Origin of the sequence: Aliifodinibius sp. S!AR15-10, from assembly GCF_031569985.1 — a bacterium.
Taxonomy (GTDB): domain Bacteria; phylum Bacteroidota; class Rhodothermia; order Balneolales; family Balneolaceae; genus JAMQKA01.
The window spans coordinates 19,396-36,296 of record NZ_JAMQKA010000002.1; the positions used below are offsets into that span (position 1 = coordinate 19,396).

At 47.8% G+C, this 16,901-nt stretch carries 18 protein-coding genes; 9 read left to right on the forward strand and 9 right to left on the reverse strand.

Annotated elements, in window-relative coordinates:
* Positions 1–43: 43 nt before the first annotated feature.
* Genes NC796_RS01610 through NC796_RS01645 form a run of 8 tightly spaced genes read left to right on the forward strand, consistent with a single transcriptional unit; the run spans position 44 to position 8,870 of the window.
* Positions 44–1,471: an L-fucose/L-arabinose isomerase family protein gene (locus tag NC796_RS01610; RefSeq protein ID WP_310681488.1), complete on the forward strand. Its 1,428-nt coding sequence runs from the start codon at positions 44–46 to the stop codon at positions 1,469–1,471.
* Positions 1,472–1,482: 11 nt separating this feature from the next.
* Positions 1,483–2,313, forward strand: a complete 831-nt coding sequence (locus tag NC796_RS01615) for a transketolase (RefSeq protein ID WP_310681490.1) — start codon at positions 1,483–1,485, stop codon at positions 2,311–2,313.
* 21 nt (positions 2,314–2,334) lie between these two features.
* Entirely contained in the window at positions 2,335–3,303 is a 969-nt protein-coding gene (locus NC796_RS01620) for a transketolase C-terminal domain-containing protein (RefSeq protein ID WP_310681492.1), read from the forward strand.
* Complete coding sequence (locus NC796_RS01625; protein ID WP_310681494.1) at positions 3,300–4,217, forward strand: D-ribose ABC transporter substrate-binding protein; 918 nt, start codon at positions 3,300–3,302, stop codon at positions 4,215–4,217. Before NC796_RS01620 ends, NC796_RS01625 begins: the two co-directional genes overlap by 4 nt.
* 6 nt (positions 4,218–4,223) lie before the next feature.
* Positions 4,224–4,844: a DUF2291 family protein gene (locus NC796_RS01630; protein WP_310681496.1), complete on the forward strand. Its 621-nt coding sequence runs from the start codon at positions 4,224–4,226 to the stop codon at positions 4,842–4,844.
* 2 nt (positions 4,845–4,846) lie between these two features.
* Positions 4,847–6,376 carry an ATP-binding cassette domain-containing protein gene (locus tag NC796_RS01635; RefSeq protein ID WP_310681497.1) on the forward strand — a complete coding sequence of 510 codons (1,530 nt, stop codon included), beginning with the start codon at positions 4,847–4,849 and terminating at the stop codon, positions 6,374–6,376.
* A gap of 2 nt (positions 6,377–6,378) precedes the next feature.
* The gene (locus NC796_RS01640; RefSeq protein ID WP_310681498.1) at positions 6,379–7,371 is read left to right on the forward strand and encodes an ABC transporter permease subunit; all 993 of its coding nucleotides are present in this window, start codon (positions 6,379–6,381) and stop codon (positions 7,369–7,371) included.
* Positions 7,368–8,870: a glycerol kinase GlpK gene (locus NC796_RS01645; RefSeq protein WP_310681499.1), complete on the forward strand. Its 1,503-nt coding sequence runs from the start codon at positions 7,368–7,370 to the stop codon at positions 8,868–8,870. The genes NC796_RS01640 and NC796_RS01645 overlap by 4 nt, the downstream gene beginning before the upstream one ends.
* A 184-nt stretch (positions 8,871–9,054) precedes the next feature.
* On the opposite strand, the gene NC796_RS01650 is transcribed toward NC796_RS01645, so the two are convergent.
* The 4 genes from NC796_RS01650 to NC796_RS01665 all read right to left on the reverse strand — a co-directional run bounded on the left by NC796_RS01650 (position 9,055) and on the right by NC796_RS01665 (position 12,944).
* The gene (locus NC796_RS01650) at positions 9,055–10,956 is read right to left on the reverse strand and encodes a serine hydrolase (RefSeq protein ID WP_310681500.1); all 1,902 of its coding nucleotides are present in this window, start codon (positions 10,954–10,956) and stop codon (positions 9,055–9,057) included.
* Positions 10,957–10,986: 30 nt separating this feature from the next.
* Complete coding sequence (locus tag NC796_RS01655) at positions 10,987–11,808, reverse strand: multicopper oxidase family protein (RefSeq protein WP_310681501.1); 822 nt, start codon at positions 11,806–11,808, stop codon at positions 10,987–10,989.
* Positions 11,809–11,815: 7 nt separating this feature from the next.
* Entirely contained in the window at positions 11,816–12,085 is a 270-nt protein-coding gene (locus tag NC796_RS01660) for a hypothetical protein (RefSeq protein ID WP_310681502.1), read from the reverse strand.
* Positions 12,086–12,374: 289 nt separating this feature from the next.
* The gene (locus tag NC796_RS01665; RefSeq protein WP_310681503.1) at positions 12,375–12,944 is read right to left on the reverse strand and encodes an AraC family transcriptional regulator; all 570 of its coding nucleotides are present in this window, start codon (positions 12,942–12,944) and stop codon (positions 12,375–12,377) included.
* A gap of 364 nt (positions 12,945–13,308) precedes the next feature.
* Between NC796_RS01665 and NC796_RS01670 the strand changes: the two genes are divergently transcribed.
* On the forward strand, positions 13,309–13,539 hold the full coding sequence (locus tag NC796_RS01670; RefSeq protein ID WP_310681504.1) for a hypothetical protein: 231 nt from the start codon (positions 13,309–13,311) through the stop codon (positions 13,537–13,539).
* Here NC796_RS01670 and NC796_RS26725 read toward each other — a convergent pair.
* The 5 genes from NC796_RS26725 to NC796_RS26730 all read right to left on the reverse strand — a co-directional run bounded on the left by NC796_RS26725 (position 13,509) and on the right by NC796_RS26730 (position 16,532).
* Positions 13,509–13,679 (reverse strand): DUF4386 family protein, encoded by a 171-nt coding sequence (locus NC796_RS26725; protein WP_409070338.1) that lies wholly within the window; start codon positions 13,677–13,679, stop codon positions 13,509–13,511. The two genes, NC796_RS01670 and NC796_RS26725, sit on opposite strands and share 31 nt — an antisense overlap.
* Before the next feature lie 400 nt (positions 13,680–14,079).
* Positions 14,080–15,222, reverse strand: a complete 1,143-nt coding sequence (locus NC796_RS01680; protein WP_310681506.1) for a serine hydrolase domain-containing protein — start codon at positions 15,220–15,222, stop codon at positions 14,080–14,082.
* 22 nt (positions 15,223–15,244) lie between these two features.
* A complete protein-coding gene (locus tag NC796_RS01685; protein ID WP_310681507.1) occupies positions 15,245–15,397 on the reverse strand; it encodes a hypothetical protein in 153 nt (50 codons plus the stop codon).
* Between the two features lie 20 nt (positions 15,398–15,417).
* Positions 15,418–16,218 (reverse strand): DUF6544 family protein, encoded by an 801-nt coding sequence (locus NC796_RS01690; protein ID WP_310681508.1) that lies wholly within the window; start codon positions 16,216–16,218, stop codon positions 15,418–15,420.
* Positions 16,219–16,226: 8 nt separating this feature from the next.
* Positions 16,227–16,532 (reverse strand): DUF6064 family protein, encoded by a 306-nt coding sequence (locus NC796_RS26730; protein WP_409070339.1) that lies wholly within the window; start codon positions 16,530–16,532, stop codon positions 16,227–16,229.
* Positions 16,533–16,901: the final 369 nt, after the last annotated feature.

Genomic DNA, 16,901 nt, shown 5'->3' on the forward strand with positions numbered 1-16,901 from the left:
CAATTTTCTTATAATAAAACAAGAACATTAATAGAACTACGATATGGATGAACAACAAACAACATTGGGTGTAATATTTGGCAACAGAAATTTCTTTCCAGATCAGCTGGTCAGTGATGCCCGCGAAGAGATACAGGATCTGCTGGATGAGATGGATATCGGCGGTATCATGCTGGCTGAGGAAGAAACCAAGCTCGGTGACGTCGAAACGTACCGGGATGCCGAGAAATGTGCCGACCTATTTAAAAGGCATGAGGATGAGATCGAAGGCATACTTGTAGTGCTGCCAAACTTCGGGGATGAAAAGGGCATTGCCGATACCCTCCGGCTGTCGGGACTGGAGGTGCCGGTGCTGATTATGGCCTACCCAGATGATCTTGATAAGATGGATGTGGCCCGGCGGCGCGATGCGTATTGCGGTAAAATATCGGTCTGCAATAACCTGTACCAGTACGGCATCCCCTTCACTTTGACGGAGAAGCATGTCGATCGCCCGGAATCCAAGACCTTTAAAAACGATCTCGAAAAGTTTGCCAAGGTCTGCAAGGTGGTAAATGGATTGAGTGGTGTCCGTATTGGGGCTATCGGTGCACGGCCGGCAGCCTTTAATACCGTCCGTTATAGCGAGAAGATACTTGAGCGCAACAATATCAGTGTTGTGACAGCCGACCTTTCTGAAATCCTCGGGATGGCAGAAAAGATTGAATCCAGTGATGCGAAGGTTAAGAATACGATTGAGAAGATTAAGGAGTATTCCAATACGGGATTGACAACCGAGGAGAGCCTGCAGCAGATTGCCAAGCTGGATATCGTACTACAAGATTTTGTGAATAAACACAAGCTGGACGCCACCGCCATACAGTGCTGGACTTCCGTTCAGGAAAACTACGGCTGTAACGTCTGCACCAGCATGTCGATGATGAGTGAGAACATGCTGCCAAGTGCCTGCGAGGTGGACGTGACAGGGACACTGACGATGTACGCTATGCAGTTGGCCTCCGACAGTCCCAGTGCGCTGGTGGACTGGAACAACAACTATGCCGATGACGAAGAAAAGTGCGTGCTATTTCACTGCGGCAACTGGGCCAAATCCTTTCTGCCTGATGTGACGATCAGCACTGCTCCCATCCTGGGAACCAGTGTTGGTGAAGAGAACACCGTGGGGGCACTGGAAGGTCGAACGCCGGCTTCAGAGCTCACATTTGGCCGGCTGTCAACCGATGATAACGAAGGGACGATAAGAGCCTACTTTGGTGAGGGAGAACTTACCGATGATCCCCTCAACACATTTGGAACAAGAGCCGTTGCCAGTATTCCCAATCTGCAGGACCTTATGCATTTTGTCTGTAGAAACGGGTTTGAACACCATGTGGTGATGAATGCGTCCAAGACATCAGCAATACTGGAGGAAGCCGTTTCAAATTACCTTGGTTGGGAAGTTTACAATCATAATTCGAATCAACAGAAATAAGAGTATTTGTTATGACTAAGACCAGGAGCAGTGAAGTCGATCTGGTAAAGAAGTCTGCTGAATACAGGAAACGTATTTTGTCCTGCATCAAAAATGCAGGGGCCGGTCACACAGCCGGTAGCCTGTCTTGTATCGATATCCTGAATGTGTTATACAACCGGGTGATGAATGTATCACCAGAGAATTTTGGCGACAAAAATCGCGACCGGTACATCCAAAGCAAAGGCCATTCCGTGGAAGCCCTGTATGTCACCCTTTCCGACCAGGGATTTTTCCCCGATGCCGATATCGATACGTTTTCACAGTACCAGTCGCACTATGTGGGACATCCTACCCGGAAAGTAGCGGGTGTGGAGCACAATACCGGTGCACTCGGGCACGGACTCTCTATGAGTGTCGGTATAGCGCTGGCTGGGAAAATGGATAAGGCGCCTTACAAGGTATACACTCTTCTCGGTGATGGCGAGCTTGCTGAAGGATCAAATTGGGAAGCATTGATGGCGGCCTCTCATTACAAGCTGGATAATTTGGTTGCTATCGTCGACTACAACAAACTTCAGATTACAGGTCCGGTCAGCAATGTATGCAATGTCGAACCTTTACGGGAAAAATTTGAATCCTTTGGCTGGCATGTCCGGGAGGTTGACGGCCATAACCTTGACGCCATGGAGCAGCTTTTCAAAAGCGCCCCGTTTGAGAAAAATAAACCCAACATGGTGATTGCACATACCACTAAAGGTAAGGGGATTAGCTTCATTGAAGGTAATTACAAGTGGCACCACAAAGTGCCCGATGATGAGCAATATGAAGATGCCATCGCCGAACTCAGCCAAGTCACATAAGATTTTTAATAACTGCGAATAATGAATATGAAAAATCTTGAACAGGAACGAGCGAACCAGTACGTATTTGCCGAAACCCTGGAAGAGCTGGCGGAAAACGATTCCGATCTTATAATAACCACCAGTGACTCCAGGGGTTCGGGCAAGCTGGTACCGTTTGCGGAAAAATATCCCGATCAAATTGTAGAAGTAGGAATTGCGGAACAGAACCTGGTGGGTATCTCAGCGGGATTGGCCTCCACCGGTAAAAAAGTGTTTGCGATATCGCCCTCGTGCTTTTTAACGGCGCGTTCACTCGAGCAGATCAAAAATGATGTGGCCTACTCCGATCACCCCGTAAAACTGGTAGGGATCAGTGCCGGCGTCAGTTACGGGGATCTTGGCTCAACGCACCACTCCATCCACGATCTTGCGGTGCTCCGGGCCATCAACAACATGGCGATCATTGTGCCGGCCGATAATTTTGAGACGCGTGAGGCAACAAAGTTTGCCTATCACCACGATAAACCCGTATTCTTGCGATTCGGGAAGAAACCGATGTACACCCTTCATGCCGAAGGGACTAAGTTTGAAGTAGGAAAAGCGATTACGGTCCGGGAGGGCGATGACCTGGCGTTTATCGCTAATGGCGAAACGGTATATCGCTCTATGCAGGCCGCCCTGAAGCTTGAAGAGCACGGGATACAAGCCCGGATCATAAGTATGCACACCATAAAACCGTTTGATACTGATGCGGTGTCAAAAGCGGCGGAAGAATGTGGGGGGGTCATCACGGTCGAGGAGCATATGATCAACGGCGGACTCGGGGAAGCCTGCTCGGCGCATTTGCTGGAATCGGGTTATTCGGTACCGTTCAAACGGATGGGAATACCCGATGAATACACGGTAACAGGTCCGCAAAATGATATTCTAACACACTACGGAATTTCCGAAGAGGGATTAACCCAAACAGCCTTAGAATTCCTGAAAACGAAAGTCAGTACGCTATGAAACATCTCGTCTTTGCCCTGGTCGGACTTCTGCTGTTTTCATGCAGCCAGCAACCTGCCGAAAATGAGAAACCGAAAATGGCGGTGGTGATATCCACACTAAATAACCCGTGGTTTGTGGTGTTGGCGGAATCTGCGGCAGAGAAAGCCCGTGAGATGGGCTATGAAGCCACTATTTTTGACTCCCAAAACAACTCCGCCAAGGAAGCTGAGCATTTTGAGAATATCATCGCTTCCGATTATGATGCCATCCTGCTGAACCCTACCGATGCTGATGGGTCGGTAGTAAATGTGGAGATGGCGAAGGATGCCGGAATCCCTACGTTCTGTATGGACCGGGAGGTCAATTCCAGGGATGCGGCCGTTTCACAGGTGCTGTCCGATAGTTTTTCTGGATGTGTAAAGTTGGGAGAATATTTTGTGCGGGAATTGGACCGCTCGGGAACGTATGCAGAGCTGTTGGGCCTGGTGGGCGATAACAATACCTGGAACCGGTCGATGGGATTTCACAGCGTAGTCGATAAGTTCCCGGACCTGGAGATGGTGGCCCAGCAAAGTGCCGATTTTGACCGCAACAAAGCGATGGAAGTGACCGAATCGATTCTGCAGGCCCACCCCAATATCGACGCCATATTTTGTGGCAACGACGCCATGGCAATGGGAGCCTACCAAGCCTTGGTTGCCGCTGGGAAAGCAGACCAGGTGAAGGTGTTTGGATTTGACGGGGCTACCGACGTGCTCAATGCCATAGCGAAAGGCAATATCACAGCTACCGGCATGCAGTTTCCCAAAATGATAGCCACAAAGGCAGCCGAATTTGCCGATCAATACCTGGATGGCGATCGTGATATCGCCGGCAAAATCCCGATCGATGTGGAGTTGGTTACCCAGCAAAATATTGAAGAATATAGATAGTCAGCCATGAATAGATTCGTCAAATATGGGATATTGGGGATTGCTGTTGTAATTATCCTAGTCAATTCAATAAACATCAGGAACCTGGAGGAAGTGCGTTCCGAAGCAAATGAGGGGGACTTTGATGCGGCTACCTATGCACAGAACTTCTGGGAGCAACAGCGAAGCTCATCCCTGGAACAAGCGGTAAATATTGAAAGGCTGCTGGACAGTTTAGAGCAAAATTTTGATTCAACGGCCGCCCGCGGGGAACAGGTTGGTATCTCCGATTACCGCTATTTTCTGGTTAGAGGTCAGGGGACAATCCAGGAAATGTTGGAAGATGATGTCTTGGTCAGCCTGGATGGCTCCAACAACGTAAGGCTTGCAACGGGATTTATTTTTGGGAATACTATTCGAAATGCGGTCCCGCAGATCGATATTGGTGAGTTCGTTAATATGACGCAGTTTAACCAGGTATCGATTCAAATTAACGAATTGGTGGAAGAGCAGGTCGTCCCCACCCTCACTGAACAGGCCGGTATTGGAGAAAACGTATCATTTGCAGGAGCGCTCTCCATTAACGTTGAAAGCCGCGAGCTGGATTCTCTGCGCATTATTCCTCTAAGAATAGATATGGAGGATTAATTGTGGGGAAAGGCACACAGGAGACACCGATACTAGAGGCAAAGCACATTTCCAAATCGTTTGCAGGTCCGCTTGTCCTGAAGGATGTGAATTTTAGCGTATATCCCGGCAAAGTGACCGCCCTGATCGGTGAGAATGGAGCGGGAAAATCCACACTTATGAAAATTCTGTCGGGTGTTTATACCGATTATGAGGGACAGGTTGTGCTTAGAGGCGATCCCGTACGGTTTGACAATCCACGGCAAGCCCAGGAAGCCGGTATCTCCATCATACTGCAAGAGCTGAATGTGCTGCCCAATCTCACGATAGCAGAGAACATCTTTTTGGGTCGCGAACCGGAAACTGCTTATGGAACGGTTGACAAGCAGCAGTTGAGAAAAGATTCGAAGCGATACCTGGAGATGCTTAAAATGGAAGCTACTCCAGAAACCAAGGTCTCCAGCCTGAAGGTGGCCCAGCAACAACTGGTGGAAATTGCAGGTGCCCTCTCCTACGATGCCAAGATTTTGATTATGGACGAACCGACATCGGCGCTCTCCGATACCGAGGTTGAGATCCTGTTCGATATAATCCGGGAGTACAAGAAACAGGGCGGCGCGGTGGTCTACATTTCTCACAAGCTGGAAGAGCTCTTTGAAATTTCGGATGAGATTGTAGTCATGCGGGATGGGGAAATTGTGGACACGGGTCATACCGAATCGTTTGATAGAAACCGCATTGTAAAGGGGATGGTGGGACGTGAAGCTCGCAAGGTATTTATCCGTAAAAAAGCAGACTATGGCGAAGAAGTATTCCGGGTCTCTGATTTTGAGCTTTTCCTTAAGCGGGAAACGGGGGACTGCAACCTGCATGATATTAGCTTTTCAGTCCGACGGGGAGAGATCGTCGGAATATTTGGGTTAATGGGAGCGGGGCGTACCGAGCTTCTTGAAGGGTTGTTTGGAGCTTTTCCGAAACAGTCCAAGGGCACGATTTTTATCGAGGGGCAGCAGGTGGCGATCCGTTCTGTGGAACAGGCAATCCGTGCAGGAATGGCCCTGGTTCCGGAGGACCGAAAGACTCAGGGGTTATTTTTGGGGATGAGTGTATCGCAAAATTTGACGTTGGCTGCCCTTGTCAGTCGGTTTCCGGGAGTCATGGCCCCTGAAGCACGTGAGCGAGAGTTAGTCACCGACTATATAAACAAATTGAATATTGATACACCCTCCCCAACAAAACCAATCAATCAGCTTAGCGGCGGTAACCAGCAGAAGGTGGTCATAAGTAAATGGCTGGCCACTCAGCCCAATATCCTCTTCCTCGACGAGCCCACCCGCGGTATCGATGTAAACGCCAAACGAGAAGTGTATGAGCTGATCAACCAGCTGGCCGAAGCAGGAAAAGGTATTCTACTCGTTTCATCCGAACTACCTGAAATTTTGACCCTTTCCGATCGCATTCTCGTACTGGCCAATGGTACCATTACCGCCGATATGGACCGCGAGGAAGCTACCAAAGAAAAAATTATGCACGCAGCAATTCCAAATAGGTAAGTATGAATAACAATAGTCTCAGTATTTCCATACCAGGTATTTCATGGCAAAAATTTCAGTCGCTCATCGCCATTCTTTTGTTGAGTGCCTTGTTGGCAATGCTGACCGACAACTTTTTGACCACAGAAAACCTGTGGAATGTACTCCGTCAAATCTCTGTGAATGTGTGCATTTCAGTGGGGCTTACCCTGGTTATCCTGACGGCGGGCATTGATCTTTCGGTGGGCTCGGTGCTGGCATTCGGCGGAGCGGTGACCGCGGGGCTGTTGAAAAACGGCGTTGAAGTTCCGGCCTTCAACCTTTTTCTTGAATTTACAGTGATGGGTGCCATCATCGCTGGTCTCTCGGTATCCACCTTTCTGGGATGGATCAACGGCATTGCTGTTACCAAATTGAGGATTCCATCTTTTATAGCTACGCTGGCAATGTTAACCATGGCCCGTGGCCTGACGATGCTGTGGACCGGTGGATTCCCGATCACCGGGCTGGGCGACTCCTTTACCTTCATCGGAACAGGTTGGCTCCTGGGGATGCCGATGCCGGTCTGGATTACCGCTGTTGTAGTGGGGCTGGCCATGATTTTAACCAATAAAACCAAACTCGGGCGGTATATCTATGCCATCGGAGACAATGAGGAAGCCGCCTACCTGTCTGGTATCAATGTCAAGAGGGTGAAGATGATTGTGTACTCATTGGGCGGTCTGCTTGCGGGCGTCGGGGGATTAATTGTTACAGCACGACTTGATTCTGCACAGCCCAACGCGGGTTTTGGCTACGAGCTTGATGCTATTGCCGCTGTCGTGATCGGGGGCACCTCACTTTACGGCGGGCGCGGAACGATCATGGGGGCCGTGTTGGGAGCTCTCCTGATCGGCGTTCTCAACAATGGGCTGGTGCTGCTGAATGTATCACCATTTTGGCAGCAGGTGATCAAGGGATTGGTGATATTGATCGCTGTTGGTCTAGACCGGTTCCAGGCGGAGGGCACGGAATGAACTCGGAAGAGAAATACATATTGGCCATTGATCAGGGTACGAGCGGTACGAAGTCGCTGATCTTTTCTTCAAAAGGAAAGCCGGTTGCAAAAGGGCACGCGGCGCTGAATTCACAATATCCCCAAACCGGGTTTGTAGAACAACAGCCGGATGAGATTTACCAAACTGTTTTGTCATCTGTTGCAGAGTGCCTGGAAGAGTTTACCGGAAAGGGATATCAATTATCCGACATTCAAGCGTGTGGAATTACCAATCAGCGCGAAACATTTTTGCTGTGGGATCAATCCGGAAATCACCTGACGGAAGCGGTGGTGTGGCAGTGCAAACGATCTGTTGAGATCTGCCGGCGATTGAAGGAAGAGGGATGGGAGCAGGAGTTTCGGGAGCGGACCGGTCTCCTGATTGATCCCTATTTTTCCGGCACAAAGTTGCTTTGGCTGATCGAAAATGATGACGATCTGAAAGCAAAAATGAAAGCCGGGGAAGTCTGTTTCGGGACGGTAGATACCTGGCTCCTTTATCGGCTAACCGGTGGAGAGCAGTATTTTACCGATGTCACCAACGCATGTCGGACGATGTTTTTCAACATTCATGATCTGCAATGGGATTCATATTTACTGGATCAATTTGGTTTAGAATCACTCAATCTACCCGAAGCCCTGCATTCCGGATCCGATTTCGGCGAATCCGATTTCGAAGGTCTTTTGGAACAACCAATACCCATTGAAGCAATGATTGGCGACAGTCACGCCGCAGCATTTGGCGAGCAGTGTTTTGAAAAAGGTACGGCCAAGGCCACACTGGGAACGGGCTCATCCATTTTGATGAATACTGGTGATGAACGTTACCCGACCGTTGATGGCCTGTTGGGAACCATCTCTTGGAGTACCCACGAAACGGTAGCCTATGGACTTGAGGGCGCCATTGTGAGTTGCGGTTCTACGCTGGAGTGGCTGAAAAACCAGTTGGGGATCTTCGAGGATACCTCCCAAATCCAGGATCTCATTGTGGATGTTGGAAGCTCAGACGGTGTTATGATCCTCCCCGCCTTTAGTGGGATGGGTGCTCCCTATTGGGATATGGAAGTACGCGGAAAAATCGCCGGCCTTACGTTCGGATCTGACAAACGACACCTTTTGTTCGCAGCGGTTGAAACCATCCCATTTCAAATCAGGGCTGTTATTGATACGATCAAACAGGCCACAGGCATTGAATTAAAAGAACTAAACGCCGATGGAGGCATCTCCAAGAATAAAATAATCATGCAGATGCTTTCGAACCTTCTGGGAATTAAGGTGAAAAATCCCGGGTTTGAGGATGTATCCGCCTGGGGGGTTGCAACAATTGCCGGGTTGGAGCATGGAATGTTTAAAAGTTTGGATAACCTCAAAGAGCTTCGGCAAGAAGAAAAAAAGTATTCGCCCATCCCCAATTCTGTTGAGATAAAAGAGCGTTACCTTCGGTGGAAAAACTGGGTCGAAAAAGAAGTAAACTCATAACCCAAACAGGCAAATGACCAGGAATCTCTTGTACGATTTCTCTCCTATGCCAACGAGTTTGATATAGAAGCCGGTATTAAGATCCTACTCAGGGTTATTGCTGAAGTATTAATGAAGGACTGCAAGAGCTGCAAGCGGGCTGTTCAGAAACAATTAATTCTTGAATAAGAACCGGGACGAATATTCACCGGATCGATGTATTTACTACCTTTTGAAGTCCCTTTCTTTTGGAAAAACTATTGGCAACAAAACCAGTGCGCACTAATCCTGCTAACAAGGCAATTGAACCGCTCAACATTGCCAACCATCCCACGTCGGGCTGAAAAAGTAAAATGACGGGCCAGAGAATTTGCGAGATCTTGGGAATAGCGATAAATACCAACACCGCCCATCCTACATTTAACGCCAGGGGCAGGACCAGGTACCGAATCTGTTGCCAAAGGTTTTGGGGAAGCGGGGACTGGCCAGACTTCCAGCGTTTTAACCGTCTCAAGGTGAAGAACACACCTGCTATTTGTAGCAATAGGATCACAATCAAAACCATTATTACTGATATCGACGCCAGGTCTAATGTGCTTTCAACAGGATTGTTACTCAACAGCATACGGATAATGTTATCGGCTATTTCCATCTGTTGTTTGCTAAACAATGGGGTGTAGGTATTCATCAGCAGAACCACGCCGAGGTTTTGCTCGGGGACAAGGATAATATCCGACAGATATCCCGGAGCTGCACCACCATGGACTACCACCGGAGTCCCATCAAGCGTTGTGACCGCCCATCCCATTCCGTAATGGCCTCGCCCTGGCGCCTCTACTGCAGGTTGATGAAGTATCTCCATCCCTGCCACCGACAGAACCTGATGGTCCCGGTATCGGCCACCATTTAGCTGGGCAATAAGATAATGAGCCATGCTTTCCAACGAGCACATCTGGTAACCGGCCGAAATCGCCCCTCGAACAAAGGGCAGACCGCTGGACGGCATTGACTGCCCAAACCACTTCCGGTGGGCAGTTGCCAGACCGAATTTCACTGCCTTGGGTCGAGAAGTAAAGCATCGGGTCATCTCCAGGGGATCAAATATTTGCTCCTGGATATACTCTTCGTACGACACTCCGGTAACCTCCTGAATCACCATTCCGAGTATAATGTAGTTGGCATTCGAGTATTGGAACCGACTGCCGGGTGGGACAGTAAGGTTGAATTTTCCCAGGTTCCGGACCTGTTTCTCGATTGCATAGCCAGTCGTATCCCCATCGCTCATTTGAGCAAGGCCGAAGGAGGAAGAGATGCCACTGGCATGGGTCAACAGGTGACGAAAGGTAATTTGGCCGGAAACTTCAGGCTGCCAAGTGTGGAACCAAGGCAGGTATTGGGTTGCCGGCGCGTTCACATCAATTAATTCTGCTTCAACAAGCTGCATAATAGCCAATGCGGTGATTGATTTTCCTGTCGATCCCAGCATAAAGGGTGTCTGCGGGGTAACCACATTACCCGATAGGTCAGTTTGTCCATATCCTTTCAAATGCACGATCTGATCTCCTTTGACAATAGCTAGGGCCGCCCCCGGAATGTCAGCCTCAACCATCTGGCCTTGCAGGTACCGATCGATCTCTGGGAAATTGGCAATGGTTGGCTGTGCTTGGAGGTGACCACCAAGCCCGGCCACAAGCAGAAGATTCAGGAAGATCTCTTTTAAAAATGAGGCGTTCATTTCGGAATCCTCATTAATGATGATGGGAATACCCCCCATATCCATGGCCAACTGGCTATCTACCACTTCAAAATGTGCCATCATGCCTGCTGTTGCATGCTCCAGGATATGGCAGTGATACATCCATTTGCCGGTGCGATGGTCGGGCAGCCATGCGATTTTGACTTTACCATCCCGTGGTATATTGAAGGTATCTTTCCAGGCGTTGAATGCCGGGGCCTGCCCGTTGACCTCCAGCACCTGGAAGAAGAACCCGTGCAGATGGAACGGGTGGTCAAGCATGCTGGGGTTGCTGATCTCCCAGATCTGCAGTTCACCCGATTGCACGGGCGCATCATGCAGGTGACTCACGTCGTTAATGGTGAAGTCCACACCGTCTGTCCAGCTTCTTTTGCCGTGGAGCTAAATCGTTTTGTTGGCTGAAGTATCCTGTGAGGCCAACGGTTCTATTAGTCGCAGGTTTTCAGGGATAAAGGCAATCGAAGGCTTGCGGTCTCCTACGGAAATAGTAGCCAATTTCAAGCGCTCACTTTCCTTTGGTCCCCGGTTGAAGGGAAGCGCCTCAATGGCTAAGGTTTCGCCTACCTCAAACGGACCGGCAATAACATCATAGCGTTCACCCGGAGTAACCAGCACTTCGGTGACGGAATAGGGCTTTTCCAGCAGTCCCCCGTCCGTTCCGATGACTTGGAATGGCTCTCCACCAAGGTGCAGCAAGATATATCGAGCGCTCGAAGTATTGGCGAACCGCCAACGCTCTTGTTGTCCGGCATTGACTTCAATGACGGGTTGCTCCTTCCCGTTGATTAGCAGGGTCTCACCCTCCCGGCCATCATGGCGTTCCATCCAGCGGGCCAGGAACCAGCCGGGCTGTTTAAATTTGTTGCCCTTGGTCAGCTTCATATCATCAATCAGAAACAGCCGGTCGGCATCCACCGTTGGATCGTTTGGATCCTCCACAACCAACGCACCATATAGTCCTCGCTCCAGTTGCGTCGGTTCATTAAAATGGGGATGGTACCAGTAGGTGCCAGCGTCTGGCAGGACAAACCGGTACTCAAAGGTCTCCCCGGGTTGAACCGGTTTCTGCACATCTTCAGTGCCGTCCATCAGCGACGGTATTCTCAGCCCGTGCCAGTGGATGGTTGTGGGTTCACCCAGACTGTTCGTAAAGCTTACCACCAGGGTATCACCTTTACGGGCTTTGAGTACCGGTCCGGGCACTTGCCGGTTATATCCCCAGGCCTCGATTCACTTTACCGGGTGCCAGCTCCCATTCAAACCGGCTGGCTTCAAGTTTGTAGGTTACGGGTTTAGGTTTCATTGCTGTGTTCTCACTATTTGATTGTTGATTTTGAAAGTATGTGGTTCCCGAATTAACCACAGAATTTCCGAAACTGCTGGCCACATTTTTCCCCGTAGGAACCTGATAGAGGAACGTAATTCCAGCTATCATGGCGCCGGCCAGGAATATTTTTTTGCTTGTTAAATTCGTTTTCATCGCCTTATTCTCGCTCGTTCATGTTAGTTAGAAAATTAGGCTGCCCACTTACGGGCAGCCTATTGACTTACTACTGGCAGCATCTACATCCGCACGTGCAAGCAGCTTCACATGAGCATTCTATACAATCGCAAGAAAAGCTCGCGCAGCTGCTATAATTGGTGTTGGTTTTAGGCATTGAATTTTTCATGGTATCACCCATTGTTAGTTAAAGGTTGATACAAATATACAGGGGCATGGGTGACTCCCTGTTACAGAACCTTGGGATGGAATTATATCTTTTTGGGTTTTATACCAGATCCAGGGCTTTCATCCTCGCGTCTCCTATCTTCTTAAAATGGGAAGGAGTTAGTCCCGTCGTCTTTTTGAATTGTGACGAGAGATGGGCTACGCTGCTGTAGTCCAGCAGGAAGGCAATTTCAGAGAGACTGAGCTGATCATAGACCAGCATCTCCTTAACTTTTTCGATGCGCTGCTCGATAAAATAGTTTTCGATCGTTCGTCCCTCAACCGAGGAAAACAGGCTGCTCAGGTAAGTGTATTCGATAGCCAGTTTTTGGGAAAGGTATTTGGAAAGAGTGCTATCTCGATCCCTTCCCGTGACTTCATTCCGGGCCTTTCCGATTATCAATTGCTTGGCTTTCTCAATCAGCTGGTTTAGCCGGGTGTCAATGATTTCCAGGCCGATTGTTTCCAGTTCGGTGCCCAGACTTTGTTTCGTTTCCTCATCCAGTGAATTACAAAGATGGATTTCCCCAATCCGAATGTCGTGATGCGGAATGCCAAGGGAAATTAGTATGTGTTCGACGGCCAGAATACACCGTCCGCACACCATGTTTTTTACGAAAAGGATTTGCATCAATTCCCTCTCTGAACTTTTGTTATTGATGCAATAAATAGGCTAAAACAACAGCTTATGACTAATATATTGAAGTGCTAAATTAGAACAAATAGGGCCAAAAAAATTTTGAATCGAAATATATAGGTTCTTACTTAATTGGTTTTACAAATAGATATTCAGTGTTGAGATAGTTTCTGATTGCTTATTAACGCAACATGGCCCTGACTTCATCAATTAACTGGGCGATAGTACTGAGCGCAGCGGGCGTTTTTCAAGGGCTGTTTCTTGTATTTATTATCCTTGCCTTGGGAAATAAAAAGAATAAATCTAGCAAGCTGCTATTGAGTGGAATTATCCTTAGATACAAAGTAATACCAGACAGATGAGTTTTGTAATAAAAAGCATATTTAAAAAGGTTGTGGACCAGGCTGAAAAAGAAGGCTTGCCTCCTAAGGCCATTTCTCATTTGAGGATCGAGGATATTCTTCAAAATGAATCCAAATACGCCCCAACTGAACCATTCTTTGAACTCTACGAGATTATCGACAAACATCTGGAACCTGGGTTTTCCATACGGGTGGGTCAACAAAGGATGGATTTTAAACTTTCATAGCCCGGGAAGAACAGATGAGTGGCATTGATCAGCAGATAACTGCCGAACGAAATGATGAGCAATATCCCCAGCCATTTTTGGACGTAACCCGAGATATACACGAGATAACCAAGAAGCAGAATATGAAATCCAAACACCATCAGCCCATCGACCAGGTATCATCAAAGGCATGAAGAAGATGCCATACTTGGTCGGTTGCCAACGCCTTCAAGTCGGCGTCGTTAGTGTCGTGACTTCCACGTAATTAAGTATCGCAGCCCCCCTACATGGCTGCATAGACCACCCGAAAACAACTGCGAGGAAGCCGGCGGTCGATTGTTCAAAACCGGGAGTCTTATAAAGCAGGAGTACGACCAGCATAAAACTGATCACTGGTTAGGGGGAATAGGTAGTAGGCCGGTACAGTAAAGGCCCTGTTTTCGCAGAAAAGCTGCAGCATGACTTCATGGGGTGGGGACCACTTTTGGGGAACTGTGAGGAGGGGTGAACTGGTGGTAAGATAATGGTTAGGTGCACATTCAGGAATCCAGAGTATTCTTTCTACGAGCGAAGAATATTTAGAATTTTCGGTACAATTCGGAATGGCACGGCCCCTGCCGTAACCTCTTCTACACTACCAGCTGTCAACACGTCCATTTGAGGACAATAAAACAGCCAGCAACCAGTCGAGCCCGTGTGCCCTACAACTGGCGGCATCGGATGTAGCGGGGAGAAGATTCGAGGAAGGCGGAAACGCATGAGACCGAGTCCATACTCGATGGGCCAGCTGGGTGCACGCAACGCTGCCCGATCGAGAGGAAAGCCAAATCGATTCCAGTTTTCCTGCATCAAGCTAAACGTCTTTTGATTCTGAAATATATCGTTTTGCACAAGATGGCGTAGAAAGGTTAATGTATCCCTTGCCGTGCTGTATATGCCCCTGATTGAGTGAATTAAGTGAGGAATCTGAATTTCTTGCCCATTAGCACGAAGAATCATAGGGTCTGGCGTTGGATCTATGGGCCCAGAATGACCAGGAAAGTAGGTATGCGTAAGGTTCATAGGTTCGATAAACGTCTTCCTGTGAACCTCAGCCAATGTCAGTCCGGTAACTTCCTCAATTATTGCTATGAGTAGCATGTAGTTTGTGTCTGAATAGCGAACTTTTGGTCGTTTCGCGGTAAGGTCTTGTGGCGGGAAATGGGGCTGAAGCCGGTTTCGGACCAACGCCGCCATATCTTCTAATGTAACTTCCCTATCGCCTTCCTCGACCACTTGGTCAACCAGACTCTTGCCGTTTTTGGGACTGTCTTCCAGCCAGTCCGCCAGGCCAGATGTATGAGAGAGCAAATGCCTGACTCTAATCCTTTCTGTATAATCAACTCCATTCAGGTTATGCAGTCCCTTGGTGAGTGTATCCGGCAGGTAGGTGGAAATCTTGTTATTGAGATTCAACGCTCCAGTTTCACTCAACTTCATAACAATGGCAGCGTTGTACATTTTATCAATACTGGCAAGAAAAAAGGGCGTATCCTGGTTTACCTTCTTATCATCCGCATCCGTCTTCCCTTTTGTACCAATCCATTGAAATGATCTATTAATACTCTCCAGAGCTATGATAGCCTGCTTGATTGGTTTTCGGGAGGTTAGACTTTCAAGCAATTGCTGCAAGCGGTGCTTTTTTGATTCTATTTGATTGACCATTCTTATTGGCACCTCCATAATTTTAATTGGCTTCTTCAATAGCAGTTTTGCCAATCTCTTTTTTCATCATTAAAGCAATTAATAGCATAAATAATGGAGCTGTAATCGCCCAGGGAGTTGCAAGAAGCAATAATTGTTCAGAAAAGTCGGGATAGAAATAAACAAATGCTATCAAGGGGGTGGTAAGTGTGTGAGCTATAAAGGAATATCTGACCCACTTTTGGAATCCACGATTTTCAAATATTGGAATTGCAATAAACGCTCACTCCGGTTCATCTCCGGACCTTTGGCGTCCACTACCTGCAGAAGGGAGGCAACCTTAATTTGCATGGTTGCATTGGGCCCGACATACTTGTGCAGTCCGCTGATGGGGAGCCCGTACATGCTCGACTCGATATAAAACGCTCGCGTTGGTTCATCGAAAAAGTTATACTGGACAGCTCGGATATCCTGGAAATCAGAATCCGGACTTGTTTTGAACTTTCCTTGGAACTCGGCCCTGAAGTTATGCAGTTTCTCTTTTCCAATGGCACCGCAGTACCGGATGTATTTTTGAACGGGCGGCGGAAGATGGACTAACTCGTCTTCCGTAAGTAACTCCGGAGTGGAATATCGGCTGAGCCCTTTTTTTACTTCAGATTTGAACCGGTTTTCATAGCTGGTCGGCAGTTGACCAACAAATGCAATAATTATGGGCACTATCAGGATCAGATTAGCTATCGTCCCGTATTTGGCATCTCTCCACGAACTGATGATGAGGGCCTGTGAAATAATAACGGCAGCTGCTCCTACCATCCACCAAGAATCGTTTTTAAGCACATAAAGGATCCCTGTGGTAAGAAAAAGTAAGGCCGCCAATAACCAAAACATCCCAGCCGGTTTGGATATTTCCTGGGTTAACTGCTCAACCGATGCTAAATTAAAGGCTTTAACGAACCCCAGCAGATGAATTAAGCCGTGAACGACAGCAACAGATAAGAATAAAATTTTAGTCATAGCTTGATTTATAGTCCATATTTTTTGATTGAAGCGCAATTTGTACTGTCGGTAGTTGTGTGAGGACTAATAAGAGGATTCCAACCGATCCATAGATGAGTTGAAGAGGAGGTTCCGAATGGTAACCAATCATGGCTATTTCTACACCAATCCATATGATCAACAGCCTTATCGGTCGTTTCTCTCTGTTTTACGATTAGCAGAAGTGCAACCACTCCTAACAAATAGACAAACAGCTGGAAGGACCAAATGGCTTGGTTGTAGTCGGTAAATACCCGTAAAAATTGATCAAAAGTAAACGGCAAATCTCCCATTTGATCAGGCCTTTCGTGTTAGCAACTAAAAACAGTATAAGATTTACGGGAATTTACTGTGGCGGGAGATTCGATAATTATCTGTGGGGAAATGTCTTAATAGGTGTGATTCAGACTAGTACACTGAAGACAAGTGGGAAAGAAATTTTTGTTTGATGATAGTTGGAGTTGAAGAAAATGCCTTACACTTTCGCACTGCGCTGTGTATAATAGTTTCTGCAAAGGCCTCTACAGATGCGATAGCTATTTATAATCAACGGGCGGGACTGAAATACAGAAACGACTACTCTTTATTTTCTCTTTTCAGCTGATAACTATATGCGCTAAAAATCAAGTGCAAAAACGAATTCAGTTATCGGTACAGTTGGG